Annotated in this window: 24 protein-coding genes; 11 read left to right on the plus strand and 13 right to left on the minus strand. The window is 64.2% G+C overall.

The annotated features are described in order from the left end of the window. Positions 1-71 precede the first annotated feature (71 nt). Positions 72-260 (plus strand): hypothetical protein, encoded by a 189-nt coding sequence (locus AC1RRT_RS04180; protein ID WP_493012457.1) that lies wholly within the window; start codon positions 72-74, stop codon positions 258-260. Positions 261-264: 4 nt separating this feature from the next. On the opposite strand, the gene amt is transcribed toward AC1RRT_RS04180, so the two are convergent. Further along, positions 265-2,388 (minus strand): ammonium transporter, encoded by a 2,124-nt coding sequence (gene amt / locus AC1RRT_RS04185; RefSeq protein WP_493012458.1) that lies wholly within the window; start codon positions 2,386-2,388, stop codon positions 265-267. Between the two features lie 199 nt (positions 2,389-2,587). Here amt and AC1RRT_RS04190 point away from each other — a divergent pair, with 199 nt between their 5' ends. From AC1RRT_RS04190 to AC1RRT_RS04205, 4 genes are read left to right on the plus strand one after another with little or no spacing between them, the layout of a single operon-like run. Further along, positions 2,588-3,568, plus strand: a complete 981-nt coding sequence (locus tag AC1RRT_RS04190; RefSeq protein ID WP_493012459.1) for a tetratricopeptide repeat protein — start codon at positions 2,588-2,590, stop codon at positions 3,566-3,568. 4 nt (positions 3,569-3,572) lie between these two features. Next, the gene (locus AC1RRT_RS04195; RefSeq protein ID WP_493012460.1) at positions 3,573-4,262 is read left to right on the plus strand and encodes an LON peptidase substrate-binding domain-containing protein; all 690 of its coding nucleotides are present in this window, start codon (positions 3,573-3,575) and stop codon (positions 4,260-4,262) included. A 27-nt stretch (positions 4,263-4,289) separates the two neighbouring features. After that, on the plus strand, positions 4,290-4,529 hold the full coding sequence (locus AC1RRT_RS04200; RefSeq protein ID WP_493012461.1) for a Trm112 family protein: 240 nt from the start codon (positions 4,290-4,292) through the stop codon (positions 4,527-4,529). Between the two features lie 7 nt (positions 4,530-4,536). Next, positions 4,537-4,932: a gamma-butyrobetaine hydroxylase family protein gene (locus AC1RRT_RS04205; RefSeq protein WP_493012462.1), complete on the plus strand. Its 396-nt coding sequence runs from the start codon at positions 4,537-4,539 to the stop codon at positions 4,930-4,932. A 30-nt stretch (positions 4,933-4,962) separates the two neighbouring features. Here the strand turns inward: AC1RRT_RS04205 and AC1RRT_RS04210 are convergent, their stop codons facing one another. The 5 genes from AC1RRT_RS04210 to AC1RRT_RS04230 all read right to left on the minus strand — a co-directional run bounded on the left by AC1RRT_RS04210 (position 4,963) and on the right by AC1RRT_RS04230 (position 8,932). Next, a complete protein-coding gene (locus AC1RRT_RS04210) occupies positions 4,963-5,928 on the minus strand; it encodes a TAXI family TRAP transporter solute-binding subunit (protein WP_493012463.1) in 966 nt (321 codons plus the stop codon). A gap of 21 nt (positions 5,929-5,949) precedes the next feature. Next, on the minus strand, positions 5,950-6,114 hold the full coding sequence (locus AC1RRT_RS04215; protein ID WP_493012464.1) for a hypothetical protein: 165 nt from the start codon (positions 6,112-6,114) through the stop codon (positions 5,950-5,952). A gap of 132 nt (positions 6,115-6,246) precedes the next feature. Then, positions 6,247-6,414 carry a hypothetical protein gene (locus tag AC1RRT_RS04220; RefSeq protein ID WP_493012465.1) on the minus strand — a complete coding sequence of 56 codons (168 nt, stop codon included), beginning with the start codon at positions 6,412-6,414 and terminating at the stop codon, positions 6,247-6,249. Further along, on the minus strand, positions 6,414-7,583 hold the full coding sequence (locus AC1RRT_RS04225) for a PepSY-associated TM helix domain-containing protein (protein WP_493012466.1): 1,170 nt from the start codon (positions 7,581-7,583) through the stop codon (positions 6,414-6,416). The genes AC1RRT_RS04220 and AC1RRT_RS04225 overlap by 1 nt, the downstream gene beginning before the upstream one ends. 92 nt (positions 7,584-7,675) lie before the next feature. Further along, positions 7,676-8,932, minus strand: a complete 1,257-nt coding sequence (locus AC1RRT_RS04230) for a UbiH/UbiF/VisC/COQ6 family ubiquinone biosynthesis hydroxylase (RefSeq protein ID WP_493012467.1) — start codon at positions 8,930-8,932, stop codon at positions 7,676-7,678. 102 nt (positions 8,933-9,034) lie between these two features. Here AC1RRT_RS04230 and AC1RRT_RS04235 point away from each other — a divergent pair, with 102 nt between their 5' ends. The 4 genes from AC1RRT_RS04235 (at position 9,035) to pgi (ending at position 14,399) form a co-directional block, all read left to right on the plus strand. After that, the gene (locus tag AC1RRT_RS04235) at positions 9,035-9,883 is read left to right on the plus strand and encodes a DUF1194 domain-containing protein (protein WP_493012468.1); all 849 of its coding nucleotides are present in this window, start codon (positions 9,035-9,037) and stop codon (positions 9,881-9,883) included. A gap of 207 nt (positions 9,884-10,090) precedes the next feature. After that, entirely contained in the window at positions 10,091-11,053 is a 963-nt protein-coding gene (glpX, locus tag AC1RRT_RS04240; RefSeq protein ID WP_493012469.1) for a class II fructose-bisphosphatase, read from the plus strand. 14 nt (positions 11,054-11,067) lie between these two features. Next, complete coding sequence (locus AC1RRT_RS04245; RefSeq protein WP_493012470.1) at positions 11,068-12,705, plus strand: alpha-D-glucose phosphate-specific phosphoglucomutase; 1,638 nt, start codon at positions 11,068-11,070, stop codon at positions 12,703-12,705. A 44-nt stretch (positions 12,706-12,749) separates the two neighbouring features. Beyond that, the gene (gene pgi / locus AC1RRT_RS04250) at positions 12,750-14,399 is read left to right on the plus strand and encodes a glucose-6-phosphate isomerase (RefSeq protein WP_493015129.1); all 1,650 of its coding nucleotides are present in this window, start codon (positions 12,750-12,752) and stop codon (positions 14,397-14,399) included. A 12-nt stretch (positions 14,400-14,411) separates the two neighbouring features. Here the strand turns inward: pgi and AC1RRT_RS04255 are convergent, their stop codons facing one another. From AC1RRT_RS04255 to AC1RRT_RS04270, 4 genes are all read right to left on the minus strand, one after another. Further along, entirely contained in the window at positions 14,412-15,677 is a 1,266-nt protein-coding gene (locus AC1RRT_RS04255) for a pentapeptide repeat-containing protein (protein ID WP_493012471.1), read from the minus strand. A gap of 48 nt (positions 15,678-15,725) precedes the next feature. Beyond that, on the minus strand, positions 15,726-17,141 hold the full coding sequence (locus AC1RRT_RS04260; RefSeq protein ID WP_493012472.1) for a hypothetical protein: 1,416 nt from the start codon (positions 17,139-17,141) through the stop codon (positions 15,726-15,728). Continuing rightward, positions 17,138-18,247 (minus strand): hypothetical protein, encoded by a 1,110-nt coding sequence (locus AC1RRT_RS04265; protein WP_493012473.1) that lies wholly within the window; start codon positions 18,245-18,247, stop codon positions 17,138-17,140. The genes AC1RRT_RS04260 and AC1RRT_RS04265 overlap by 4 nt, the downstream gene beginning before the upstream one ends. A gap of 80 nt (positions 18,248-18,327) precedes the next feature. Continuing rightward, entirely contained in the window at positions 18,328-18,759 is a 432-nt protein-coding gene (locus AC1RRT_RS04270) for an NUDIX hydrolase (RefSeq protein ID WP_493012474.1), read from the minus strand. Positions 18,760-18,869: 110 nt separating this feature from the next. On the opposite strand from AC1RRT_RS04270, the gene AC1RRT_RS04275 reads away from it, so the two are divergent. Together AC1RRT_RS04275 and AC1RRT_RS04280 are read left to right on the plus strand one after the other, a co-directional pair. Beyond that, the gene (locus tag AC1RRT_RS04275; RefSeq protein WP_493012475.1) at positions 18,870-20,342 is read left to right on the plus strand and encodes a sensor histidine kinase; all 1,473 of its coding nucleotides are present in this window, start codon (positions 18,870-18,872) and stop codon (positions 20,340-20,342) included. Between the two features lie 25 nt (positions 20,343-20,367). Beyond that, a complete protein-coding gene (locus tag AC1RRT_RS04280; protein WP_493012477.1) occupies positions 20,368-20,817 on the plus strand; it encodes a response regulator in 450 nt (149 codons plus the stop codon). A 74-nt stretch (positions 20,818-20,891) separates the two neighbouring features. Here AC1RRT_RS04280 and AC1RRT_RS04285 read toward each other — a convergent pair whose 3' ends face one another. The 3 genes from AC1RRT_RS04285 to AC1RRT_RS04295 form a co-directional block, all read right to left on the minus strand. Beyond that, positions 20,892-23,225: a xanthine dehydrogenase family protein molybdopterin-binding subunit gene (locus tag AC1RRT_RS04285; protein ID WP_493012478.1), complete on the minus strand. Its 2,334-nt coding sequence runs from the start codon at positions 23,223-23,225 to the stop codon at positions 20,892-20,894. A gap of 125 nt (positions 23,226-23,350) precedes the next feature. After that, the gene (locus AC1RRT_RS04290) at positions 23,351-24,613 is read right to left on the minus strand and encodes an MFS transporter (protein WP_493012480.1); all 1,263 of its coding nucleotides are present in this window, start codon (positions 24,611-24,613) and stop codon (positions 23,351-23,353) included. Between the two features lie 4 nt (positions 24,614-24,617). Continuing rightward, entirely contained in the window at positions 24,618-25,778 is a 1,161-nt protein-coding gene (locus tag AC1RRT_RS04295; RefSeq protein ID WP_493012481.1) for an acyl-CoA dehydrogenase family protein, read from the minus strand. Positions 25,779-25,833 lie beyond the last annotated feature (55 nt).

Consider the following 25,833-nt stretch of genomic DNA (forward strand, 5'->3'; position numbering starts at 1 on the left):
CCTATTTTTGAGATAATATATCATCATATTAACTTATTTTCACGAAAATCGCCAGAATGCAGAATGCGGCCATGAGCTTCAGTCTGCCGCTTTTCCACTGGCCCGTTTTCCTGAGCCCCGCCGAGGCGGAGACGGCAGCCAGGACCGACCAGCCCCCCCCGGCCTTGCATGCCGATATGGGGTTGCCTGCGCAGGCGGACGTGCCCGCCGATGCGCAGGCGCTGGCCGCCACGCTGCGCGGTCAGGGCTACATGCTGTGATGCTTTAGGCTGCTGCCGTATCGAGGCGGCGGATGCGGGCGCGCGGGAAACGGATGGTCGCCGCCGTGCCCAGGCCCTCGCGACTGTCGATGGTGACCGAGCCGCCATGCAGACGCATCAGCGCCTGCACCAGCGGCAGGCCGAGACCGGTGCCGCCATAGGCCTTGTTCATGTGGTGATGCAACTGCACGAAGGGCTCGAAGGACCGCGGGATATCCTCGCGCTTCATGCCGATGCCGGTGTCGGTGATGGTGATGGCCAGCCGGCCGTCCTCTTCCAACCGGGTGGTGAGCGTGACGCTGCCGCCGGCCGGCGTGAACTTCACGGCATTGCCCAACAGGTTGAGCAGGATCTGCCGCAACGCGCGCTCGTCGGCCACCAGCAGCGGCAGATCCGGCGCCAGGTCGGATTGCAGGATCACGCCCGCCGCCTCGGCGCGCTCGCGCATCATGCGCAGCGCCATCGTACCCTGCTCCAGTACGTCGATCTCGGCCTCGCGCAGTTCGGTGGCGCCGGCCTCGATGCGGGTATGGTCCAGCAGGTCGTTCACCAGACTGAGCAGATGGCGGCCGCTGGCGAGGATGTCGGTGGCGTAATCGCGGTAGCGCGGATCGCCCAGCGTGCCGAACAGCTCGCCGGTGAGAATCTCGGAAAAGCCGATCACGGCGTTGAGCGGCGTGCGCAGTTCGTGGCTCATATTGGCGAGGAAGGCGCTCTTGGCCTGGTTGGCCTCTTCGGCCGCCAGCTTGGCGCGCGTCAGGTCCTCGATGGCGCGGCGCAGCGCATCGGCATCGCGGTTCACCCGCGCGATCACGCGATTGTACTGCAGCGCGATCGGCTCGACCTCCGAGCCGACGGCGACACGCACCGGCTGGTCGAAGCGGCCCTCGCCGCGCTGGCGCTCCATGTCGTTGACCAGATCGAGCATGGCCGAACCGGCGCCATGTTCGGCCTGGTTGAGGCCGACCGCCTCGGCCTCGGGCGAGACGCGCAGCGGCAGCGCCAGGTTGACCAGACGCAGCAGGCCATAGGTGACGCCGAAGGCATAGACGCCGGCCGCCGCGCAGCCGAGCAGCTGGATACCGAACTGGGTCCAGCGGTCATGTTCGACCGGCCAGCCCGCAGGGTCGCCGAAGATCGCCACAGCCAGCGTGCCCCAGATGCCGGCGCACAGATGCACCGGCACGGCGCCGACCGCATCGTCAATCCGGAGCCGCTCCATCGCCTCGGCGGCGGCCAGCGCCACCGCGCCGCCGATGCCGCCGATGATCACGGCGCTCAGGCCCGATGTGTTGTGGCAGTTGGCGGTGATGGCGACCAGGCCGGCCAGCGTGCCGTTGAGGAAATCCTCGACGCGGATCTTGCCGTGCAGCATCTGCGAGAGTAGCAGCGTCGCCACCGCGCCGGCGCAGCCGCCCAGCGTGGTGTTGATCAGGATCGAGGGCACGGTTTCGTTGAGCGCCAATGTCGAGCCGCCGTTGAAGCCGAACCAGCCGAACCACAGCAGCATGACGCCGAGCGTCGACATCACCAGGTCGTGGCCACGCATCGCCGTCTGGCCCTTGGAGAAGCGGCCCTTGCGCGAGCCGATGATCAGCACGGCAGCGAGCGAGACCCAGCCGCCGATCGAATGCACGACGCTGGAGCCGGCGAAATCGATGAAGCCAAGCTCGGCCAGCCAACCGGCACTGCTGCCGAACTGGCCGGTATTCCAGGCCCAGTGCGCATAGACCGGATAGATCACCCCGGAGATCACGATGGTGATCACGATATAGCTGGCAAAGCTGACGCGCTCGGCCACCGCGCCCGAGACGATGGTGGCCGAGGTGCCGCAGAACATGAGCTGGAACAGGAAGAAGGCGCCAGCGGCAATGGCGCCGCGGCCGTCGAACATCCAGTGGCTGGCACCGATCCAGCCGCCGGCGCTGTCGCCGAAAGCCAGGCCGAAGCCGAAAGCCCAGAACAGCAGGCCGGCGATGCAGAAATCGGCCAGGTTCTTCAACGCTACGTTGATGCTGTTCTTGGCGCGGACAAAGCCGCTCTCCAGGCAGCAGAAACCAGCCTGCATGGTGAAGATCATGCAGGTCGCCACCAAAATCCAGACGATGTCGATGCGATCCGACGTCATGAGCCCCCTGTCCGATGTAGCAAGACGCATACCAGCGTGAAACGCCCGATTCCCGTGACGAAAGCCGCCTTGCCCCCGGTGCGCGCCTGCCTATATTTTCGCCAGGCCTGTCGGCATTTGCGGCGGAGGCAGTTGGCTTTTGGCCCCTACCCCCTTATCTGTGAAGCCGACTCATAACTTTGCGATTGTGAAGACCGCCATGGACCTTTCAGCCAAGCCCACCGGTAATCCCGGCCTGACCGGCTTTTCCGCCGATCCCGCCGCGCCCATGTCAGCACCCGTACCTGCAACCGCGGCGGGCGATCTGATCAAGGATGCCGACATCACGACCTTCATGCAGGACGTGGTGCAGGCCTCCATGAACGGCCCGGTGCTGGTCGACTTCTGGGCTCCGTGGTGCGGCCCCTGCAAGCAGCTGACGCCGGCACTGGAAAAGCTGGTCAAGGGTGCCGGCGGCAAGCTGCGCCTGGTCAAGATCAATGTCGACGATCCGAAGAACCAGCCGCTGGCGCAGCAGTTGCGCATCCAGTCGATCCCGGCGGTCTATGCCTTCTCGGGCGGCCAGCCGGTCGATGGCTTCGTCGGTGCATTGCCGGAAAGCCAACTGAAGAAATTCGTCGAAAGCCTGCCGGGCGCCGGTCCGGTGCAGGACGCCGCCGCCGATGCCATCGAGGCCGGCAAGGCCGCACTCGGCACGCAGGCCTTTGAAGATGCCGCGGCCGCTTTCTCGGACGCGCTCGGCGCGGAACCCGAAAATCCGGCAGCGCTGGGCGGCCTGGCGCGCGCGCTGATCGGCATGGGCGAAGTGGACGCCGCCAAGGAAATTCTCGACGGCGTGCCGCCGGCGATCGCCGAGCATGCCGAGATTCATGCTGCGCGCTCGGCGTTGCAGCTGCTGGAAGACGGTGCCAAGGCGGCTGGCAACCTGAAGCCGCTGGAAGACGCCGTCGCCGCCAATCCGAACGACCATCAGGCGCGCTATGATTATGCGCTGGCGCTGGTGGGCGACAACCGGCAGGGCGAGGCGCTCGAACAGTTGCTGGACATCGTCAAGCGCGACCGCAAATGGAACGAGGAAGCCGCGCGCAAGCAGTTGGTGACCATGTTCGAAGCACTGGGCCCGATGGATCCGCTGGTGGTCGACGCCCGCCGCAAACTCTCCTCCATCCTGTTCGCGTAACCCCATGCATGACAGCGGCACCACACCGGAGAATATCGGAGCGCTCAGCCGCACCATTCCGATCTTTCCGCTGACGGGTGTGCTGCTGCTGCCGCGCGGGCTGCTGCCGCTCAACATCTTCGAGCCACGCTATCTGGCGATGACGCGGGCTGCCCTGGACGGCGCGAAGCTGATCGGCATGGTGCAGCCCAGCGAACCCTTCGGCCGCGGCGGCCAGTCGCCGCCCGACAAGGCCGCCGATGTGCAGCCCGTCGGCTGCCTCGGCCAGATCGTCTCTGCAACGGAGACGGACGACGGCCGCTTCCTGCTGACCCTGCGCGGCCTGTGCCGCTTCCACATCGCGCGCGAACTGCCGGCCGATACGCCCTACCGCCAGGTTGAGGCCGATTACGCGCCCTACGCCGAGGACCTGAAGCCACAGATGGACGGCCTGTGCGACCGCAACCGCCTGCTGCATGCGCTGCAGGGCTATTGCGCGCGCCACAACCTGCCGGCCGACTGGGATGCGATCACCGCGGTGAATGACGACCTGCTGGTCCATTCGCTGGCGATGATCTGCCCCTTTACCGCCGGCGAGAAACAGGCTCTGCTCGAGGCTGGAAACTTCAAGGCGCGCGCCGCCCTGCTGGTCAGCCTGCTGGAAATGGCGATGCTGGACGCTGCCAGCCTGCCGCGCGGTCACAAGCCCAACTAAGCCAGCTTCCGATTGAGGACGACCGACATGACCGAAGGTTTCACACCCCCCGTCCCGCAGCAGCCACTGCCGCCCTCGCACAGCAATGCGCCGGTCGACCCCAAGCTGCTGGAACTGCTGGTCTGCCCCGTCACCAAAGGCCCACTGACCTATGACCGTGCCCGTGGCGAGCTGGTCAGCGAAAAGGCCGGCCTCGCCTTCCCGATCCGCGACGGAATCCCGATCATGCTGGTCGACGAGGCACGTCAGCTCGACGATACGCCGTAAGGCATCCATGACCGAATATGGCATCTACCAGAAGGCCGGCCGACCGGCCTGCACCGACCTGCGCTACATCTCGGCCGAAAAGCGGCTGGAGGTAGTGTTCGAGGACGGCAAGAGCTTCAGCTTCACCGCCGAGTTCCTGCGCATCGAAAGCCCGTCGGCCGAAGTGCAGGGCCATGGCGCGGGCCAGAAGACCCTCGTGCCCAGCCGTCGCCATGTCGGGATCATTGGCATCGAACCGGTCGGCACCTATGCGGTGCGCCTGAAATTCGACGACCTGCATGACAGTGGCCTGTACAGCTGGGAATGGTTCTACGACCGCGGCCATGACCAGGACGCGCTGTGGCAGGACTATCTCAACCGGCTGGAAGCGCGCGGCCTCAGCCGCGACCCCAGGGCGCGTTAGCCGGGCGCGTTAGCCGGGCGCGCTGATAGCCTACTGCACTGCCAGCGGAATGCCGACTTCCTTGAAGTAGCGCACCGCGCCGGGATGGAACGGCATGAAGGTATTGGCCTTCACATTCCCCACCGTCGTGCCTGTTGCCGTGACATGGATTTTCGTCGCCCTGCCCGGATCACCCATCATCGCCTTGGTGATACGGTAGGCGACCTCCTCGGGCAGCCCTTCGCGGGCGGCCACGAAATTCCACACCGAGACTGCCGCAACTGCCTGTGGCTGCCCCTTGTAGGTACCCGCCGGAATGGCGCTATCAACCAGATAAGGGTAGTGCTTGCGCAAGGCGGCGGCGGCCTGACCATCCAGCGGCAGCAGGCGCAGGCGATCCTTGTCAGCCATTTGCTGGAAAGCCGGCACCGGCACGCCGGCGCCGAAGAAGAAGCCATCAAGGCGACCCGCCATCAGGTCGTCGGCGAGCGTCTGCGGCGCACCGAACGCGATCTCCGGTTTGATCTTCAGCTCTGCCGCCATATCGCGGAACATCGCCGCGCCCGGTCCATTTTCCGGCCCGACGCCAACACGTTTGCCATCCAGCCCGACAATGGTACCGACGCCAGCATCGGGACGCAGGCCCATATGGAACGGAGTCTCATACATCGGGAATAACGCACGCAGCTGGCGCATTGTGTCGCCCTTGGTCCAGGCCGCACTGTTGTTCCAGGCCTCAAAGCCCGGCCCCATCGCCACCAGGCCGAGATCGGCCTTCGCATCATGCAGAGCGCGGATATTCTCGTAGCTGCCGCCGCTGGGTTCCACGGCAACCGGTATACCGGTCTCGGCCGTGATGAACTTGGCCGCCGCCTCGCCATATTCAAAGAAAGTACCGCCTTTCGCACCGCTGAGCAGCTTGAGGGACGGCGCCTGACCATAGGCCGGCGCGACCACCATCAGCAATCCGCCAAGTGCCATCGCAGCGAACCGGGCCGTCATCTTCGATACACGCATCTTGTACTCCCCCATTCTGAGTCATGTCTGACAGATATGGATCAGACGGTCGATGAAAACCTCACACTGGGCCAATTCGCTTTCGGCAATCCATTCATCGGCGATATGGGCCTGGGCAATTGAACCCGGGCCAATCACGACGGTGGGTATTCCGGCCAGGGCCTGGAACAGGCCAGCCTCAGTCATGAATGCCACCTTACGATGATCATTGCGGCCTGCCAAAGATTTCGGCAGCGAGACAATCTCGGCATCGGCTGCCCCGGGTACTGCGACTACAAATCCGGGGATGGGCAAACTGTCAAGCCCATACCGCCCGCGCTAGTGCGACGCCGGTTTGCTCCAATACCACAGGATCAGCATTACCGGGATGCCGAGCGTCAGCCAGGACAGCGCGTCCCAGATGCCGTCCTCCAGCAGCGCTGAGATCAAGCCGACCAGACTCATGACACCCAGCAGGATCGGCATGCCCCACAGCTTCACTTGCATCACACACTGCTCCGCGCGGCGAGATCGAGCTGGGCGCCGGCATCCTGCTCCAGCTCGCGGATGCGCTGTTCCACCGGATTGCGGCGGCGCTTGAGCCAGAGGTACAGCCCGCTGCCGAGGATGACGATGGTGAAAACGTCGAACAGCGCCCAGATAACTTTCAGCGGCAGGCCGCCGTAGTCGCCGAAATGCAGCGGCTGCGACAGCAGCAGCGCGGTCGCGTACCAGGGCATGTCGCGGCTGTCGGTGAAGGCACCGGTCTGCGCATCGGCCAGCACCGGCTTGAACAGCCGCGCGGTCAGCGGTGTATTGCCGCGCATGAAGATCGCATAGTGATGCGGACTGCTGAAATTGCCGCCCGGGAAAGCGACGAAGCCCGGGTTCATACCGGGTGCATTGGCCTTTGCGGTTGCCATCGCCGCATCCAGCGAGCCGAGCTGCTGCGACACCGGCTGGCCCGCATAGGGTGCAGTCATCGCCGCAAGCTGGTCATACTGCCAGTATTTGAAGATCAGATCGGCCCAGGTGTTGATCACGCCGGTACCCCCCACGACCAACGCCCAGGCTACCGTGATGATGCCCAGCATGTTGTGCAGGTCGAGCCATTTGACGCGTCTGCTGCGCTGCTTGCGCACGGTGCCGAAATCCAGTTTGCGCATCAGCGGGCCGTAGACGGCAATGCCGGTGACGATGGCCACGACGAACAGCAGGCCCATGAAGCCGAGGAACAGCTTGCCCGGCAGGCCGGCGAACATGTCGACATGCAGCTGCAGCATCACATGCATGAAAGTCAGCCTGTTCTGCGACTGCTCGGACAGGATGTCGCCGGTGCGGTTATCGAAAGTCAGGAAATGCAGGTTCTCGTTGACCTTCGGATCCGGGCCGGTGGTGATGAAGACCAGCCCCGCCTCTTCCGGGTCCCAGGAGACGAACATGACGGTTTCACCCGGCCACTTTCCGGCGGCGCTGGCGACCAGGCGGTCGAGCGCCATGTCGGGCGTGCCGGCCGGCACCACCAACGGTTCGACGCTGTCGCCCAGCAGATGCTCGATCTCATGATGGAAGATCAGCGGCAGGCCGGTGATGCAGAGCATCAGCAGGAAGACCGTGCAGATCAGGCTGGTCCACTTATGGACGAGATACCAGATCTTGAAGATTTTCACGGTCATGGGGCACTCCGGCAGCTTAAGAGACGCGAAAAACAGGGCTCTGCCCTGTTAGACGAATCCACCGGCCGGAACCGGAACGGAATTTTCGGTTTTTAGACGGGCTCGCCCTTCAGCAGCCGCGGTAGCTGGCCCACATCGCCCATGGCATGGCGCATGAACAGCCTTTTCAGCGGCGGAAGGCGCTCGACCAGGCCGAGCCCCAGATCACGCGCCATCCGCAGCGGCGCAATGTCGTTGGAGAACAGCCGCGTCAGGCCATCAGTCACCGTGCCCAGCACCACATTGTCGACGCGGCGCCAGCGCTCGTAGCGCTCCAGCACATCCATGCGGCCGATATCGAGGCCGAGCCGTTTGGCCTCGACCACCGCCTCGGTCAGCGCCGCGATGTCGCGCAGGCCCAGATTGAGGCCCTGCCCCGCGATGGGGTGGATGCCATGCGCCGCATCGCCGATCAAAGCCAGGCGATGACCGGTATACCGCTGCGCCAGCAGGAAGCTGAGCGGATAGGACCAGCGTGGGCCGGTGACGTCGCAAGCGCCGTAGCCGCTGCCGAAGCGCTGACGCATCTCGGCCGCAAAAGCCGCGTCATCCAGCGCCATGATGACGGCGGCGCGCTCCGTCGGCTCGGTCCAGACCAGGGAGGAGCGATGCCGGCCCTGATCGTCATCCGTCATCGGCAGGATGGCGAAAGGCCCGGCCGGCAGGAAGCGTTCCTGCGCCACGCCTTCATGCGGCAGCTCATGCTGCACGGTGCAGACGATACCGGTCTGGTGGTAGTCCCAGTTCAGGGTGCGGATCCCGGCCTGCTGCCGGATCGTGGAATTCCTGCCATCGGCGCCCACCACCAACCGCGCGCGGATGCGGCGACCATTGGCCAGGGTCAGCTCGGCCGGCGCACCAGCCCCGGACGCGCCATAGACGATGTCGCCCGCCGTCATCGGCGCGATCAGTTCGAGGTTCGGATGACTGGCGATCGCCGCCTGCTGGGCCAGCCGCATCACACGGTTCTCGACCAGGTACCCGAAGGGATTGCTACCTAGATCACGGTGGTCGTAATGCAGGAACAGCAGCGAGTCGCCATCGGAGACCCGGATGTCCCACATCGGCTGGGCCTTTGCCACATGGTCCCACAGACCAATCGCAGCCAGCATGCGCTGGGAGGCCAGGGCGATGGCTGAGACGCGGCCGTCGAAACCGGCCGCGGTGGCCCGAACCGGATCTTCCCGGTCGATCACCGCCACCGAAATGCCATGGCGGGCCAAGGCGATGGCCTGGGTCAGGCCATTCAGGCCGCCGCCGATCACGGCGACGTCGAACAGCTCTCGGGCAGGGGATGAGGACGCGGTCATGGACGTACCATCCGCAGACGGAGGTCACTTGTCCAGCCGGCCCGGAGCCATCCACGGCAATTTCTTTGGACGACCGGGGTATCCCGTACTAGCTTTTGAACCATGCAGTTCAGGCCGCAGGCGCTTCTCCTTGTGCTGGCATGGCTGACGGGCTTCCCGGCGCTGGCCGCCGAGAAGATGCCCGTCGATCTGGAATTGATGCTGGCCATCGACATCTCAGGCAGCATCGACGCCGAGGAAGCCCGGATGCAGCGCGAAGGCTATGCCCGCGCCCTGGTCGATCCCCAGGTGGTGAAGGCAATCCGCGGCGGCATCCACGGCAAGATTGCGCTCGCCTATTTCGACTGGTCGGATTCCTATATGCAGACCGAGGTGATCGACTGGGTGCTGGTGCATGACCAGGCCAGCGCCGAAGCGGTGTCGCGCAAGCTGCTGGAGCAGCCGACCCGCACGGCACGCCGGACCAGCATCACCGGCGCCATCGCCTATGCCATTCCGCGCTTTGGTGCCGGCCCCTACAAGGGCGTGCGGCAGGTTCTGGATATTTCCGGCGACGGCCCCAACAACGACGGCGGCCCGGTTGACCTCGCCCGCGACAAGGCGCTAGCCGCCGGCATCATCATCAACGGCCTGCCGATCAACAACAACCGACCGAGTCCCTGGGGCTTCCCCGCACTGGAAGACCTCGACCTCTATTACGAAGGCTGCGTCATCGGCGGACCAGGATCCTTCGTGGTGGTGGCCGAAGACTTCAAAAGTTTCGGCGAGGCGGTCCGGCGCAAACTGATCATGGAAATCGCCAGCACGCCGCAGCTGGTGCCGCCGGCCTGGCAGCGCATCGGCCCCCCGGTCTTCCAGAAGGCCCAGTCAGGCGGCGCGCGCTATTCCAAGGGGTGCGATATCGGCGAGCGCCAGAGCCAGGAATTCTGGCGCCGCCGCATCGACCAGTAGCCATGGATCAGCAGCGGGCGCGGAAAACCGCAGCCGCAGCCCTCGCCCGGCCCTGAGGCCCGCCGAAATCACCGCTTCCAGCTTTGAATTCACCCGCCCACGCCTTGGCCTCGCCCGGTTTTTGCCGTATTTCCACGGAATAACCGACCGGACTGAAAAACCGACCCGGCCACCCGTCTTATCTGCTGCTGTCCCGGAGTATCTCCCATGACCACCCGTCCCGGTCCCTTCGACCGCGCCGATTTTCCGTTCGCCCTTCGTCTCGTGACCGAAGCGGCGGCTGTCGCCTCCTATGACTGGGTCGGCCGCAGCAGGAAGGAAGATGGCGATGGCGCCGCGGTGGAAGCCATGCGCAAGGCGCTGGGCAGCATCAACGTCAACGCCATCGTGATGATCGGCGAAGGCGAGAAGGACAATGCACCGCTCCTGTATCGCGGCGAGCGCATCGGCAGCGGCGAACCGGAAATCGAGATCGCCGTCGACCCGATCGAAGGCACGACCAACATGGCCAACGGCACCGACAATTCGATGGCCGTGATGGCGATGGCCCCGCGTGGTGCGATGTTCGACCTCGGCCCGAGCTTCTATATGGACAAGCTGGTGCTGCCCGCGCCCGCCAAGGGCAAGGTCGACCCAAACTGGCCGGTGAAGAAGAAGCTGGAAGCGCTTGGCCAAGCACTGAAGAAGCCGGTATCCGAGCTGCGCATCTTCGTGCTGAACCGCAAGCGTCATCACGCGATGATCAAGGAAATCCACGACGCCGGCGCGCGCACCGTGCTGCAGGAGAACGGCGATGTCGCCGGCGCATTCATGGCCGTGCAGAAGGGCAGCAACGTTGACGCCCTGTTCGGCACCGGCGGTTCGCCCGAAGGCATCATCACCGCGATCTTCGTGCGCGCCATGGGTGGCGAGTTCTTCGGCCGCGTCGACCCGCAGGGCGATGACGAAGCCCAGAAGGTGAAAGCCTTCGGCCTCGACAGCACCAAGTGGCTATCGGGCGCCGAGCTGGTGAAGAGCGACGACGCTGTCTTTGTTGCCACCGGCATCAACTCCGGGCCGGTCTGCCGCGGCGTCAGCATCCAGGATGGTCAGGCCTATACCCACAGCGTGATCCTGATGGCCAGGACTGGCGCGCGCTACGATATCTCCAGCCGCTTCCCGCGGACCTGAGCCAGAGCACCCGCATGAACGCGCGCGACGTCGCGATCTCGCCCTTCGAGGGGCAGAAGCCCGGCACATCGGGCCTGCGCAAGAAGGTGACCGTGTTCCAGAAGTCCGGCTATCTGGAAGCCTTCGTGCAGGCGGTGTTCGACACGCGCCCTGACCTGAAAGGTGGAACACTGGTGCTGGGCGGCGACGGCCGCTATTTCAATCGCGAGGCAATCCGCGTCATCCTGCGCATGGCGGCCGCCAATGGCATCGCCCGCGTGCTGGTCGCCCAAGGCGGCATTCTCTCCACGCCTGCCTGCAGCGCGGTGATCCGCCGTCGCCAGGCCAATGGCGGCCTGATCCTGTCGGCCAGCCATAATCCCGGCGGCCCCGACGGCGATTTCGGCATCAAGTATAACATCGCCAATGGCGGCCCTGCTCCGGAAGCCGTGACCGAGGCGATCTACGCCCGCACGCAGGTGATCGACCGCTACCGCATCCTGGAGATTGACGCGCCGGGCCTGGATCGCATCGGCGAATTCAGGCTGGGGGAGATGAGCGTCAGCATCTTCGATCCGGTCGCCGATTACGCCGAGCTGCTGCAGACGCTATTCGATTTCGACGCCATCCGTCGCCTGATCGCCAGGCCAGGCTTCCGCTTCCGCTTTGACGCCATGCATGCGGTCACCGGGCCGTATGCGAAGCGCCTCTTCATCCAGATGCTGGGCGCTTCGGCAGCCAGTGTGATCAATGCCGAGCCGAAAGAAGATTTCGGCGGCGGCCACCCCGACCCCAACCCGGCCTATGCGCCTGAGCTGTATAAGGCTGCGGTCGCCGACGGCGTACTGGACTTCGCCGCCGCTTCCGACGGTGACGGCGACCGCAACATGATCCTGGGCAAGGGCATCGCCGTGTCGCCCAGTGATAGCCTCGCCGTGCTGGCCGCCAATGCGACGCTGGTGCCGGGCTATGCCAAGGGTATCAGTGGCGTGGCCCGCTCCATGCCGACCAGCCGCGCCGCCGATGCGGTGGCTGCCGCACTGAAGATCGAAAGCTTCGAGACCCCGACCGGCTGGAAATTCTTCGGCAATCTCATGGATAGCGGCCGCATTACGCTCTGTGGCGAGGAAAGCTACGGCACCAGTTCCAGCCATGTGCGTGAAAAGGACGGCCTCTGGGCCGTGCTGTTCTGGCTCAACCTGCTGGCGGCGCAACCGGGCGAAACCGTGCTGTCGCTGCTGCAGGCGCACTGGAAGCGCTTTGGCCGGCATTATTACAGCCGCCATGACTATGACGCCGTGGATGCAAAGATCGCGACTGCTTCGCTGGATCGCCTGCGCGCCGCCCTGCCGGGCCTGGTGGGCCAGACCCTGGCCGGCATGACGGTCACGGCCGCCGACGATTTCGCCTATACCGACCCGATCGACCACTCGGTCAGCAAGGGCCAGGGCTTGCGGGTGATTTTCGGCGAGCAGGCCCGCCTGATCGCACGGTTGTCCGGCACGGGCACCGAAGGCGCCACCGTTCGTTTGTATTTCGAGCTGTTCGATGCCGATCCGGCGCGACAGGGCGACGACGTGCAAACCCGCCTTGAACCGATGATCGAGCTGGCCGAACGGCTGACCGGCTTGCGCGCCAGTAGTGGCCGCACCGGTCCCGATGTGATCACGTAAGATCTGCGTAACACTTTCATGCAACCGTCGGAGGGATGATGTCGCTGCCGCCGCCGATCGACCAGACACCTGCCTGGCGTGCCCTGGCCGCCCATGCCTCGGCTACCCGGACGCGGCAGTTGCGCGACCTGTTTGCCGCCGATCCCGCGCGCTTCGAGACCTTCTCCTATCGCTGCGGCGACATGCTGCTCGACCTGTCGCGCCAGCGCATCGATGGCGAGACACTGGACCTACTGCTCGATCTCGCCAAGGCCGCCGATGTGGAAGGCTGGCGCGACCGCCTGCTGCGCGGTGAGCATATCAACACCACTGAAGATCGCGCTGCCCTGCACACCGCCCTGCGTCTGCCCGCAGGCAGCAGCCTGCTGGTGGGCAACACCGACATCGCCGCCATGGTGCATGGCGAACTGGCGCGGATGGAAGAGATCATCACCGCGCTGCGCGACGGCACCTGGCGCGGCACCACCGAGAAGCCATTCAAGAGCGTCGTCGCCATGGGCATTGGCGGCTCGGATCTTGGACCGCGGATGGCGCTGGAAGCACTGACCGCCGACCGCCTGCCCGATATCGACATCCATTTCGTCAGCAACGTGGATGGCGCCGATATCGCCCGCGCGCTGGAGAAATGCGACGCCGAGACCACGCTGTTCATCGTGGCTTCGAAGACCTTCACGACCCAGGAAACCATGGCCAACGCCGAGACGGCGCGGGCCTGGCTGCAGGAAAAGCTCGGCCCCGGTATCATCGACTGGCCCCGGCATTTCATGGGTCTGTCGGCCAATACCACGGTGCCTGGCAAGTTCGGCATCCGGCCCGAGCAGGTCCTGCAGTTCTGGGACTGGGTGGGTGGCCGCTATTCGTTGTGGTCAGCGATCGGCTTTCCCATCGCGCTCAGCATCGGCATGGACAAGTTCCGCCAGATGCTGGATGGCGCGCATGCGATGGATCATCACTTCGCCACCACGCCGCTGGGTGAGAACCTGCCCGTGCTGATGGCGCTGGCCGGCGTGTGGAACATCAACTTCCTCGGTTCGACCGCGCTCGCCGTGCTGCCCTACGACCAGGGCCTGTCCAAGCTGGCGCCGTATCTGCAGCAGGCGGATATGGAAAGTAACGGCAAGAGCGTCGATCGCTGGGGCCGACCGCTGGGTTACGCCACCGGCCCTGTGGTATTCGGTGAACCCGGCACCAACGGCCAGCATGCCTTCTATCAGCTGCTGCATCAGGGTCCGCAGGTGATTCCGGCCGACTTCATCGCGCCGCTGAAAAGCCGCTACCCGCTGGGCAAGCATCACGACATGCTGCTCGCCAATGTCTTTGCCCAGGCCGAAGCCCTGATGCGCGGCAAGACCCGAACCGAGGCTGAAAAGGAACTGCGCGACGCCGGTGCGGATGACACCACCGTGGCTGCACTTGCCGCGCACAAGGTCTTCCCCGGCAACCGCCCCAGCAGCACGTTACTGCTGCCGCAGATCGACCCCTATCACCTCGGCATGCTGATCGCGCTGTATGAGCACAAGATATTTACCCAGGGCGTCATCTGGGGGATCAATTCCTTCGACCAGTGGGGCGTTGAGCTGGGCAAGCAACTGGCCAAGCCGATCCTGGAAGAATTGAGCGACGCATCCGTGCAGCACGAGCATGACAGCGCCACCAGCGGCCTGATTGCATTGGCGCGCGTGCCGAAAGCCTGATCCGGTAGCACCCTAATCCGGTGGCGGCAGGCCCACCGCATCGGTGAAATCGACGCCCTCGACGTTGGCATCCTGCAAATCGGCATCGGTCAGCACAGCGCCCTTCAGGTTTGCATTGCGCAGATCCGCGTGCCGCAGGTTGGCACCATCCAAGTGACAGGCGAAGCTGCGCGTCGGCGCAACCACCAGCGGACTGAGGTCGGCCCCCCGCATATCGGCATGGCCGAGCTTGGCTTCCTTGAGATTGGCGCCGCGCAGATCCGCCCGTGTCAGCCGGCAGTTGCGCAGGTCGGCTCCAGTCAGCCGCGCGCCCTGCATGGCGGCACCCTCCAGATTGAGTCCGAAGAATACCGCTTTCACTGCCATCAGGCCGGTCAGCTGGGCCTTGTAGAGACTGCCGATCTTGCGCAGGTCGAAGCCGCTGAAATCCACCAGCTTGCCTTCCGCACCTCCCGACGTGACCCAGAGGCCATGCAGGCGCAGCGCCTCTTCCGGCGTCATGCCAAGCTCTTCCAGTGGCCGTCCGGCCGGCTTGTCGCCCAGCATACCATCCGTCTTGGCGCCGGACATGTCCGCCATCTGCAACTTCGCCTCGGTCAGCACCGCATTGGTCAGCGTCGCGCCGGTGAGCCGTGCGCCCGACAGATCGGCGCCGGAAAGATCAGCATTGGTCAGGTTGGCATGCGCCAGGTTGGCACGCACCAGATTACACCCCACCATGATCGCATCGGTGAAGTCGGTATGATGCGCCACAGCGCCAGTCATGCGCGCCTTGGTCAGATTGGCGCCCTGCATCGCCGCGCCTTGCATCTCGACCGCACCGGGCTTGTACTGCATGGCCTTGATGTCGCGGGTCTGGTTATCGCGCTCGGCGATCATGCCATCGCGCAGGTCGGCATCGAACAGGTTGGCCTGGGTAAGGTTCGCACCCTGCAGGATGGCGCCACGCAGATCGGCGCGCACCAGGCTGGCGCCGGTGAGATTGGCATTGCGCAGATCGGCCCCGAAAAACACGGCGCGATCCAGGTTGCAGCCGCCCAGGCTGGCGCCATAGAGCGCCGCACCGGTGAAGTCAGCATCGCTCAGATCGGCGCCTGCGAACAGCATCCCTTCCAGATCGTGGAATGACAGGATCGCGCGCCGCCCGCCATAGACGCCGTTGCGATAATCCTGATGCAACTTGATGACGCTGTTGATATCCGCCTGGGACAGTTTCTTGCGGACCACGCCCACTTGCGGGGCTGGTCCCGGCGGCACCTGCTTCGGACTGTTGTCCATCCCATCTCCTCCGCGCGGGGCTTATCGCCCCTCGAGAGGGAGATGGCGTCAGGCCGGCATCTTTTCAATGGCGGCGAGGCCATCCTTCATCAGCTTGGCCGCAGCGGTGCCGCCGCTGACCAGTTCCAGCATGCGCACCGCGCCATAAAGCTGTTGCCGGGCCGCCTCCTTGCCCAGCGCGTTCAGCTTGCCGGATTTGATATCGGCAATCAGCGTGCCGCCGCCCTCTTCGATCTGGCCGCCAAGCTGCTTCAGCGTGACGCTCACATCTTTGTCGGCGCCGATCTCGCCCGCCACCTTCGCCACCTTCTGGATGGCATAGACGCGGTTTTCCGCCTCAACCTTGGCCTCAAAAATCGCTTCTTTCATGGCGGCTTCCTGGCCCGGCTCGATGCTGGCCGGCGTAGCCAGCGCATTGAGGACCTTGTCGTCCGCACCGGCCAGAACGCCGGTCTTCACCATGTCCCGCAGTTTCACGCCGGCCGCATCCATTTCGGGCTGCGGGCCCTCGGCCATGCCGTCAGCTTTCAGGCGGCCGATCATGCGCACGAAATCGTCAACCATGCCGGCAATGTTGCCGGCTTCCATCTTGCTGGCGTCGCTGCGCCCGATCGCCTTGAAGAAGCGCTTGCTGTCGCCCGCGATCATGCGGCGCGCATACTGGCCGGGCTTGAGATCGGCGACACCGGTCGGCATGTCGCCCATCTCGCCAAAGATCGGCAGAGCCTGGAAGGCGTCGGTCATACGCGCCAGCACGAAGGCGATCATGTAGCCCGGCCGCACCGTGCCGAAGTTGCACAGTGCCGCATAGGTGTCCTTGATCGCCTCGATCTGGCTGTCGAGGAACTTGCCGACCGGCTTGGGCGACAGCTCTTCGCGCAGCGCCTCGAGGAAGGCGGCGATCTCCAGCATGCCCAGCATGTCGATCAGGTCGAGATAGACCGTCTCACTGCCCAGCTTGGCCACCAGCTCGGCACGTCTGGCCGGGTCGGTCTCGGCGGCATCAATCTCCGCATGCAGGTGGCGCGTGGCAATGGACCACAACGTTTCACCCAGCTTGGCGATGCGCGGATCGGCCACCGCGCCCATGGCCGGCGGCGTTTCCTTGCGCAAGGAAGCTTCCAGTTCCTTGACCGCGGCCTGGTCGAGGCCACTGAGCACGAAATCCCAGCAGGGCGCGAGCGAGGCACGCGAAATGCGGCCGAACTGCTTGTCGTTGTCTTCGGGGATGACCAGCAGGTCTTCGAAGGGATGGCAGAAAATGCGCTGCAGGGTCAGATGGCGCGGCGGGCGGGTCTTGGCCAGGCGCGGACGCAGCGTCCCCAAAGCGGCATCGGCCAGCGCCGCCGACAACACCACGGCGCGCGAGCGTTCGATCAGCAAGGTGAGCTGGGCAACCTTTTCGTCGGGAATTTCGAAAAGCTTGCGCTCGATATCGCGCAGTTCGGAGGCAAGATCGGTCATATCCGTCTCCGCTTCACATTTTCGACACGGCGGATCATCTCGATATCCAGTGAGCCGGAGTTCCATCCCTCAAGGGCACGCACCTGCATGCGCGTGTTTTCCTGCATTGCCTGCACATTCGGCCGGTTCAACGCTTCTTTCTCGGGGATCATCGGCAGAACTCGATAAATTTCCGTTACTGCTGCCCGTTGATGATCCCGATCCTGCCCTTCGGCATCCTTCCACAGCAGACTGATGAACTCCCAGCCATCGACGGTCCAGTATAGCCGCTCGATGTCCTTCTGCAGGGTTTCCATCGCCTTGTCCCAGTTTGCCAGCACGCGTTCGGCGTAATCCACCGGCCGCACGGCCACACTGGCCAGATCGGCGGCAAAACTTTCGGTGAAGGCGGCCACCTTGGCGATGCCGCGCGCCAGATCGGCGGCCTCTGACTTGTCGGTCATCGACCACTGGTTCAGGCGATCCGAGAGCGTGCCGATCTCCCGGACCAGCCGACGCAGACGGCAGTCCTTGGTGGTGCCCGGCATGCCCAGCGGGGCGATCATCTGCCCCCAGAGCTCGAAGCGGGAATATAGCTCGTTGGCGGTGGTGCCGAAGCGCTGGGCGATATCGCCGAGGTCGTTTTTGACCCGCTCGCGTCCGGCCGATGAGGTGAAATCGGACAAATGCAGCTTCATCTCGCCGCCAGACAGCTTCTCCACCGCCGACTTGAACAGATAGAAGCGCGTCAGCAGCGCCTCATTCTCGTCCTCGGCGATCGCTTCCTCAGCGCTGCGCTGCGATTCCGGACCGGCGAGGCCGGTGCGGGCGGTTTCCAGCGTGGCGCGGCGCACATCGGCCGGCAGGCAGGAATTCTCCTTGAAGATCGCTTCCTGCAGTGCGCGGTCATGCATGGTCAGCGAAAAGATGTCGGGCACGTCTTTCCAGCGGATGACGTAATTGCCCTTCACGCCGGAAAAGGCCGAGACCGTGAGTTCGAGCTGGTCGCGATTATCCATGCGCACGCGCGCCTGGCTGAGCGCCGGCGTCGTGAAAGCCACCGCCGTGCCGCGCTCATCGAATTTGGTGGGCTGGAACTGTTGTCCCGCGCCTTTCGGAAAATTCATCCCCCACGCCCGACGGTAGAATAGAGAAATAGGCGACCCTACTTAACCACATGGCACGGACGGCGCAAATGATCTGGGCCTCAGGAGGCAATCCAAGCGCGTGATTTTTCGATTACCCGGATGGTCTCGTCCCAAAGGTCCATCCGATGCAACTCGGCGGGATCGACCCAGGCGACAGCGGCGGCATCATCGCCGGCCACCGCCTCGCCACCAGTCCAGCGGGCGACATAATCGATGATGGTGTAGTGATACAGTACCCCACCGGTGGCATCGCGCTGGACAGAGTCGATCACCTCGACCAGCCCCAGCAGCTCGATCTCGATCCCGGTCTCCTCGGCGATCTCGCGCCGGATGCCCTCGGCGACCGTCTCACCCAGGTCCTGCGCCCCGCCCGGCAAGCTCCAGATACCGGCCCGTGGCGGCCGGCCGCGCTGCACCATCAGCACCCGGCCGTCCTTCCAGACGATGGCGCCCAGCCCGACAATCGGCCGGTCCGGATATTCGCGCGACATGAGAGCTCCAAACCCCGGCTTGCCGGCCGGATCATTGTTTTGCGTCGGGTGCTGATTTTCGTTATAAAAGACAAATTGCTCAATGATTTAAGCGTGGTTCCGGCATTTTCATGATCGAAATCCGCCCCCTGCATCTCCGTATTCCGATTCAGTTCGCCCTGCTGATCTCCGGCTTCGTCGTGCTGGTCACCATGAGCCTGACCTCGCTGTGGCTGTCGCGGGAAACCGACACCGCCTCCGAGCAGGTCTCCCATACCCTGGAAGTGAACAATGCCATTGTCGTCTTCCAAGGCGCCATCCGCCGGGCCGAAAGCGGCCAGCGCGGCTTCCTTCTGACCGGCGACCGCGCCTACCTGTCTGATTACGAGATCGGCCTGGCCCGGATGCGGGAAATCCGCCCCGAACTCGAGCGCCTAATTTCCGATAATCCGTCCCAGCAGGCGAAATTCGCCAGCCTGCAGCCGGCCCTGGAAGCCAAGCTGACGGAACTGTCCGAGACGGTGCGTTTGATGGCCTCCGGCCGGCAGGAGGAAGCCGCCGCACTGACCCGCACCGGCCAGGGCCTGGAATTGATGAACCGGCTGCTGGCCCAGATCCTCGCCATGATCGCCGACGAACGCAAACTGCTGGAAGAGCGGCAGGACTATGCCGACCGTACCAACCTGCTGCTGTTCATCGTCAACTTCGCCGGCGGTCTGATCATCGCGGTGCTGGCGCTGGCCTCGATCTCGCTGATCCGCAAGCGCAACCTGCAGCTCGCCCAGGCGCATGCCGAGCTGGCCGAGGCCAATGCGGCGCTGGCGAAAACCAACGCCCAATTGGAAGACCGCGTTGCTGAACGTACCGCCGATCTGCGCGAGGCCAATGAAGAAATCCAGCGCTTCGCCTTCATCGTCAGCCACGACCTGCGCTCGCCGCTGGTCAACATCATGGGCTTCACCAGCGAGCTATCGGCCCTGCAGGAAGAGATCTTCACCGACAAGGCCGGCGAGAATACCGACAAGCGCGAGGAACAGCGCAAGGAATTCAACGAGGCGCTCGGCTTCATCAAGACCTCGATCGCCAAGATGGACCGGCTGATCAACGCCATTCTGCAGCTTTCGCGCGCCGGCCGGCGCGAATTCACGTCTCAGCCGGTCGATCTGACCGTCCTGGCGAAGGGCCTTGCCAACGACATCGCCCATCGCGCCCTCGAAGCCAATGCCAGGATCGAAATCGGCGATCTGCCGTCCATCTCCAGCGACCGCCTGGCGCTGGAACAGATTTTCTCCAATCTGCTAGACAACGCGATCAAATACCTGCGCAGCGACATAGCTGGCCAGATCGACATCACCGGCGACACGCGGCGCGGCTTTGTCCACATCCAGGTTTCTGACAACGGTCGCGGCGTCGATCCGAAAGATCACGAACGTATCTTCGAGCTGTTCCGCCGCGCCGGCACACAGGATCGTCCGGGTGAGGGCATCGGCCTTGCGCATGTGCGCGCACTGGTTCGCCGCATCGGCGGCACCATCAAAGTTGACAGCGCGATCAACAAAGGTACAACCTTTACTGTTATTTTACCCAAAGCATGGACACCGTAGTCTCTTCAGTGTCAGGAATTGCATCATGTCCGAGAATAAGCCCGTAACCATCGTGATGATCGAGGATGATGAAGGTCATGCCCGTCTGATCGAAAAGAACATCCGTCGCGCCGGCGTCAACAACGAGATTGTGGGCTTCAGTGCCGGCGCCCCCGCCCTGGAATTCCTGCTCGGCGCCGACGGCACCGGCGAAGTCCACAAGGGCAATGCCCTGCTGATCCTGCTCGACCTTAACCTGCCCGACATGCAGGGCACCGACATCCTGAAGGCCGTAAAGAACAGCCCTGGCGTTGCGCTGTCGCCGGTCGTGGTGCTGACCACCACTGATGATAAGACCGAGATCCAGCGCTGCTATGAGCTGGGCTGCAACGTCTACATCACCAAACCGGTGAATTACGAGAATTTCGCTCAGGCGATCCGCCAGCTGGGCCTGTTCCTGACAGTCATGCAAGTGCCGCAAAACGGCAAGCACTGACCGCAGGGTTCCGCGGACCATAAAAAAACGGCGGGCATAGCCCGCCGTTTTGCGTTTCCGGCTGGAACTGCCGCTTATTCGGCAGCCTGGCTCATACCGCCGTGCAGAATCTGCCACAGCTTCTGCGGCGTGGCCGGCATGTCGACATGCTTCACGCCCAGATCGGCCAGCGCATCGACCACGGCGCTGATAGTGGCCGGGGCCGAACCGACAGCGCCCGCCTCGCCCGCACCCTTCACACCCAGCGGATTGGTCTTGCAGGGCACCTCGCAGAGGATCACGTCGATATCGGGGAAGTTATCGGCGCGCGGCAGACAGTAATCGGTGAAGCTGCCGGTCAGCAGCTGACCGTCGGCGTCATAGACCACATGCTCATACAGCGCCTGACCCACGCCCTGCACCACACCGCCATGAATCTGGCCTTTCACGATGGTGGGATTGATCACCTTGCCCATGTCGTCGGCGACCACATAGCGCACCACCTCGGCGACGCCGGTGGCTTCGTCGATCTCGACCTCGCAGGCATGACAGCCATTGGGGAAGGTGATCGCCTGGATCTGGTGATCGGTGGCGGTATCCAGACCGGCGGCCTGGTCATAGCCGACGCCGGCGCGCATCCGCGCCTCCTTGGCCACATCCAGGATGCCGACGCCGCGATCTGTGCCGGCCACGGCAAAGCGGCCGGCCGCGAACTCGATGTCGCCGATGGCGGTTTCCAGCATCTCGGCTGCTACCGTCTTGCCCTTTTCGATGATGGCATCCTTGGTCTTGAGGATGGCGCCACCCTGCGAATAGAGCGAGCGCGCACCGCCGGTGCCGCCACCGGTGGGGATCATGTCGCTGTCGCCCTGCTTGATGCGGATCTTGTCGAAGTCCACGCCCAGCTGATCGGCGACGATCTCGGTATAGGCGGTTTCATGCCCCTGACCGGTCGACTGTGTGCCGACATAGACATCGACATAGCCGTCCTCGGCGAAGCGGATTTCGGCGCGCTCGGTCGGCGCGCCACCGGTGGCTTCCAGATAATAGGCCATACCGATGCCGCGACGCTTGCCGCGCTTCCTGGCCTCGGCGCGGCGGGTCTCGAAGCCGGCCCAGTCGATCGCCTTCAGCGCAGTGTCGGCGGTGTTCTCAAACTCGCCCGAGTCATAAGTGAGGCCCATGGCGCTGGTCCAGGGGAAGGCGGTCGGCGGAATGTAGTTCTTACGACGCAATTCGGCGCGGTCGATCTTCAGTTCGCGCGCCGCCACATCGATCAGGCGCTCCATCACGTAATTCGATTCCGGGCGGCCGGCGCCGCGATAGGCATCCACCGGCACCGTGTTGGTGAACACGCCCTCGACGCGACTGTGCACGGCCTGGAAACGATAGACCGAGCTGAGCACCTTGGTACCGGCCATGGTCGGGATCATCGGCGCATAGGTGGATAGATAGGCCCCCATATCGGCGATGTTGTGGATGCGCAGCGCCAGGAAATGATTGTCCTTGTCCAGCGCCATCTCGGCATGGGTCAGGTTGGCGCGGCCATGGGTATCGGTGAGGAAGGCCTCGCTGCGCTCCGAGGTCCATTTGACCGGGCGGCCAAGCGCGCGGGCGGCGAACAGGGTCAGCACCTGTTCGGGATAGATGAAGATCTTCATGCCGAAGCCACCGCCGACGTCGTTGGTGTAGACGGCGAATTTCTCATCCGGCAGGCCGAATATCTTGGCCAGCAGCTTCTTCTGCACCCATACGCCTTGGGTGGGTACATAGAGGGCAAAGCGGCCGGTATCCTTGTCGAAGGAGGCCAGCGAGGCACGCGCCTCCATCGAGGCGACAATGACGCGGTTGTTGTCCAGCGTCAGCTTCACGGTCTTGGCGGCGCCGGCGAAGATGCCATCCACCTTGGCCTTGTCGCCGATCTCCCAATCGAAGGCGCGATTGCTGGGCGCCTCGGGCCAGATCTGCGGCTGGCCGGCATCCATGGCGGTGTTGAGGTCGGCGGCGGCCGGCAGGCTGTCGTAATCCACCTCGATCAGCTCGGCCGCGTCGCGCGCCTGTGCCACCGTCTCGGCCACCACGAAGGCGACCGGATCGCCGACATGGCGCACCATGCCGTCGGCCAGTGCCGGGCGCGGCGGGTCGGCGCGGTTGCTGCCGTCGCGGTTCTTGAGCGGGATGGTGCAGGGCAGATCGCCGACATTGGCAGCCTTGAGATCGGCCAGCGTATAGACGGCCAACACGCCCGGCGCGTCTTTCGCCGCCGTGGTGTCGATCTTCAGGATTTTGGCATGCGCATGCGGCGACCGCAGGAAGACGCCATAAGCCTGGTTCTCCAGGCTGATATCATCCGCGTAACGGCCCTTGCCGGTGATGAAACGCTGGTCCTCGACACGGCGAACCGGCTGGCTCTGGCCGAACTTGGTCATGCGGGCATTCCTTTCAGGAGAGACGCGGGCCCAGGCTTTCCGGGGCGTCTCTGGGGGGCATTGGGTGGGAAAATGATAGGGATTCTCCCTGCCCTTTCAACCCACCGGATTGTTACCCGACAAAGTTATGGGCCATAGGCCCGCAACGAGCGGTAGGTCCAGAAAGGCAGTGCGCCCATGACCACGCAGAAGGCCGAAAACAGGAAAACCGCGGTGTAGCCGCCGGTCATGTCGTGCAGGGTGGCGCCCGAGAAGGTGCCGAAGGCGACGCCGAAGCCACTGCCCACCATAATGGTGCCGAAAATCATGCCGAAGCGCGGCCCGTGGAAAATGCGCGCCGCCGTCGCGCCGACCATGGGGCCGCGGGCGCCGAAGGACAGGCCGACCAGCAGCACGAAGACCCAGAGCAGCAGCGGCGAGGACCAAGCCTTAAGGGCCCAGAGCGCGCCCAGGCCGGTGAGGCTGAAAGCATAAGAGATCGCAGCCGAAGCATGGCGGCCGATGCGGCCATCCATCCAGGCAAAGCCCAGGATGCCGATCGGCGTCAGCACGCCGACCAGGCCATAGATCGAGGCGGCCTTCAGCGGCGCATAGCCCAGTTCGACCAAATAAGCCACCGCCTGCACCAGCACCGAGAACATGCCGGCAGACGTGAAGAAGAAAACCGAGGCCAGACCCCAGAAAGCCGGATTGCGCATCGCTGTGCCGATGGTCCATTCGATCACGGCAATCTTCTCGACGACGTCGCCACCCTCCTTCGTCGCCGGCTGCGGCGGGCGGATGCGGCCAACCTGGGCTGTCGGCCAGGAGACCAGCAGCAGCACCGGCGCCACCACCACGGCAATGACGGCCAGCATGCGATAGGCGTTGCGCCAGCCCCACGTCTCGATCACCAGCTGCGCCAGCGGTACCAGCAGCAGTGAGCCGATGCCCAACGCGGCATAGACCACGCTCATTGCACGCGACAGATGGATATTCTCGAACCAACGCGCCAGCAGTGCCGAATGCGGCGCATTGCCCAGAAAGGCCGCCGCCCCGCCGACGCCGATGCCGATGAAGATATAGAGCTGCCAGATCGCGCTGACGAAAGAGGCCAACAACAAGCCGGTCGCCAGCAGGATCAGGCCGCCGATATAGAGCTTGAGCGGGCCGAAGCGGTCGAAGCAGTAGCCGGCCACCGGCGCGCAGACGCCGGCCAGCAGCATCTGCAGCGAGTAGATCACCGCGACATCGGCGCGGTTGGCCTGGAATTCCGCGGTCAGCGCCAGCAGAAAGGTGGTGAAGGTTTCGCCGCTGCCGCGCGACAGCGCATTGAGCAGGAAGCAGATGCCCACCAGCAGCACGCCCGTGCGGGCAGCGCTGGTCCGTCCTGATCCGTCCTCCGGCATGCGCTCAGGACTCCATGCCGGTTTCGGCCTTGCGCAGCATCTGCTTGGCGATCACCAGCTGCTGGATCTGGCTGGTGCCTTCATAGAGCCGGAACAGCCGCACATCGCGGTAGAAGCGTTCGACGGCATATTCCTGGATGTAGCCCGACCCGCCATGGATCTGCACGGCGCGATCGGCGACGCGACCGACCATCTCCGAGGCGAACAGCTTGCAGCTGCTGGCTTCCATTGAAACGTTTTCGCCTGCAGCATAGCGGCCAGCGGCATCGCGCACCATGCAGCGTGCGGCATAGGCCTCGGTCTTACTGTCGGCCAACATGGCCTGAATGAGTTGAAACTCGGCGATGGCTTGGCCGAACTGCTTGCGGTCACGCGCGTAAGACACCGATTCATGGATCAGACGCTCGGCCGCGCCGACGCACATGGCCGAGATATGCAGGCGGCCGCGATCCAGTACCTTCATCGCGGTCTTGAAGCCCTGCCCTTCCTTGCCGCCGATGATATTGGCGGCAGGGACCTTCACATTGTCAAAAATCACGTCAGCGGTATGCGAACCGCGCTGGCCCATCTTCTTGTCCGGCTTGCCGATGCTGATGCCCGGCGTCTTGGCCTCGACGATGAAGGCGGTGACGCCACCAGCGCCCTTGTTGGATGGATCGGTGCGGGCCATCAGGGTGAAGATGCCGGCCTGCGGCGCATTGGTAATGAAGCGCTTGGCGCCGTTGATGACGTAATGATCGCCCTGCTTCTCGGCGCGCGTCTTCACGCTGGCCGCATCGGAGCCCGCATCGGGTTCGGTCAGCGCGAAGCTGGAGATTACCTCGCCGCTGGCCAGGCGCGGCAGCCAGGTCTGCTTCTGCTCCGGCGTGCCGTCGATCAGGATGCCCTGGCTGCCGATGCCGACATTGGTGCCGAACATGCTGCGGAAGGCCGGCGAGGTCCAGCCAAGCTCGAACACCAGCTCGACCTCTTCGGCCAGATTGAGGCCAAGACCGCCATATTCTTCAGGGATAGAAATGCCGAACAGGCCCATCTCGGCGAAGGCACTGCGGATCTCCGCCGGCACCTTGTCTTCGTCAGCAACCTGTTTCTCGAGGGGAACCAGCCGTTCGCGAACGAAGCGGCGCAGACCTTGCCGGGTCTGTTCAAGGGTGTCGGTATCCATGGTCGTCACTCTGCCAAATGGTCTGTATACAGCTTGGCACAATCAGACCGGAGCG

The organism is Ferrovibrio sp. GW821-FHT12B10 (genome assembly GCF_058807515.1).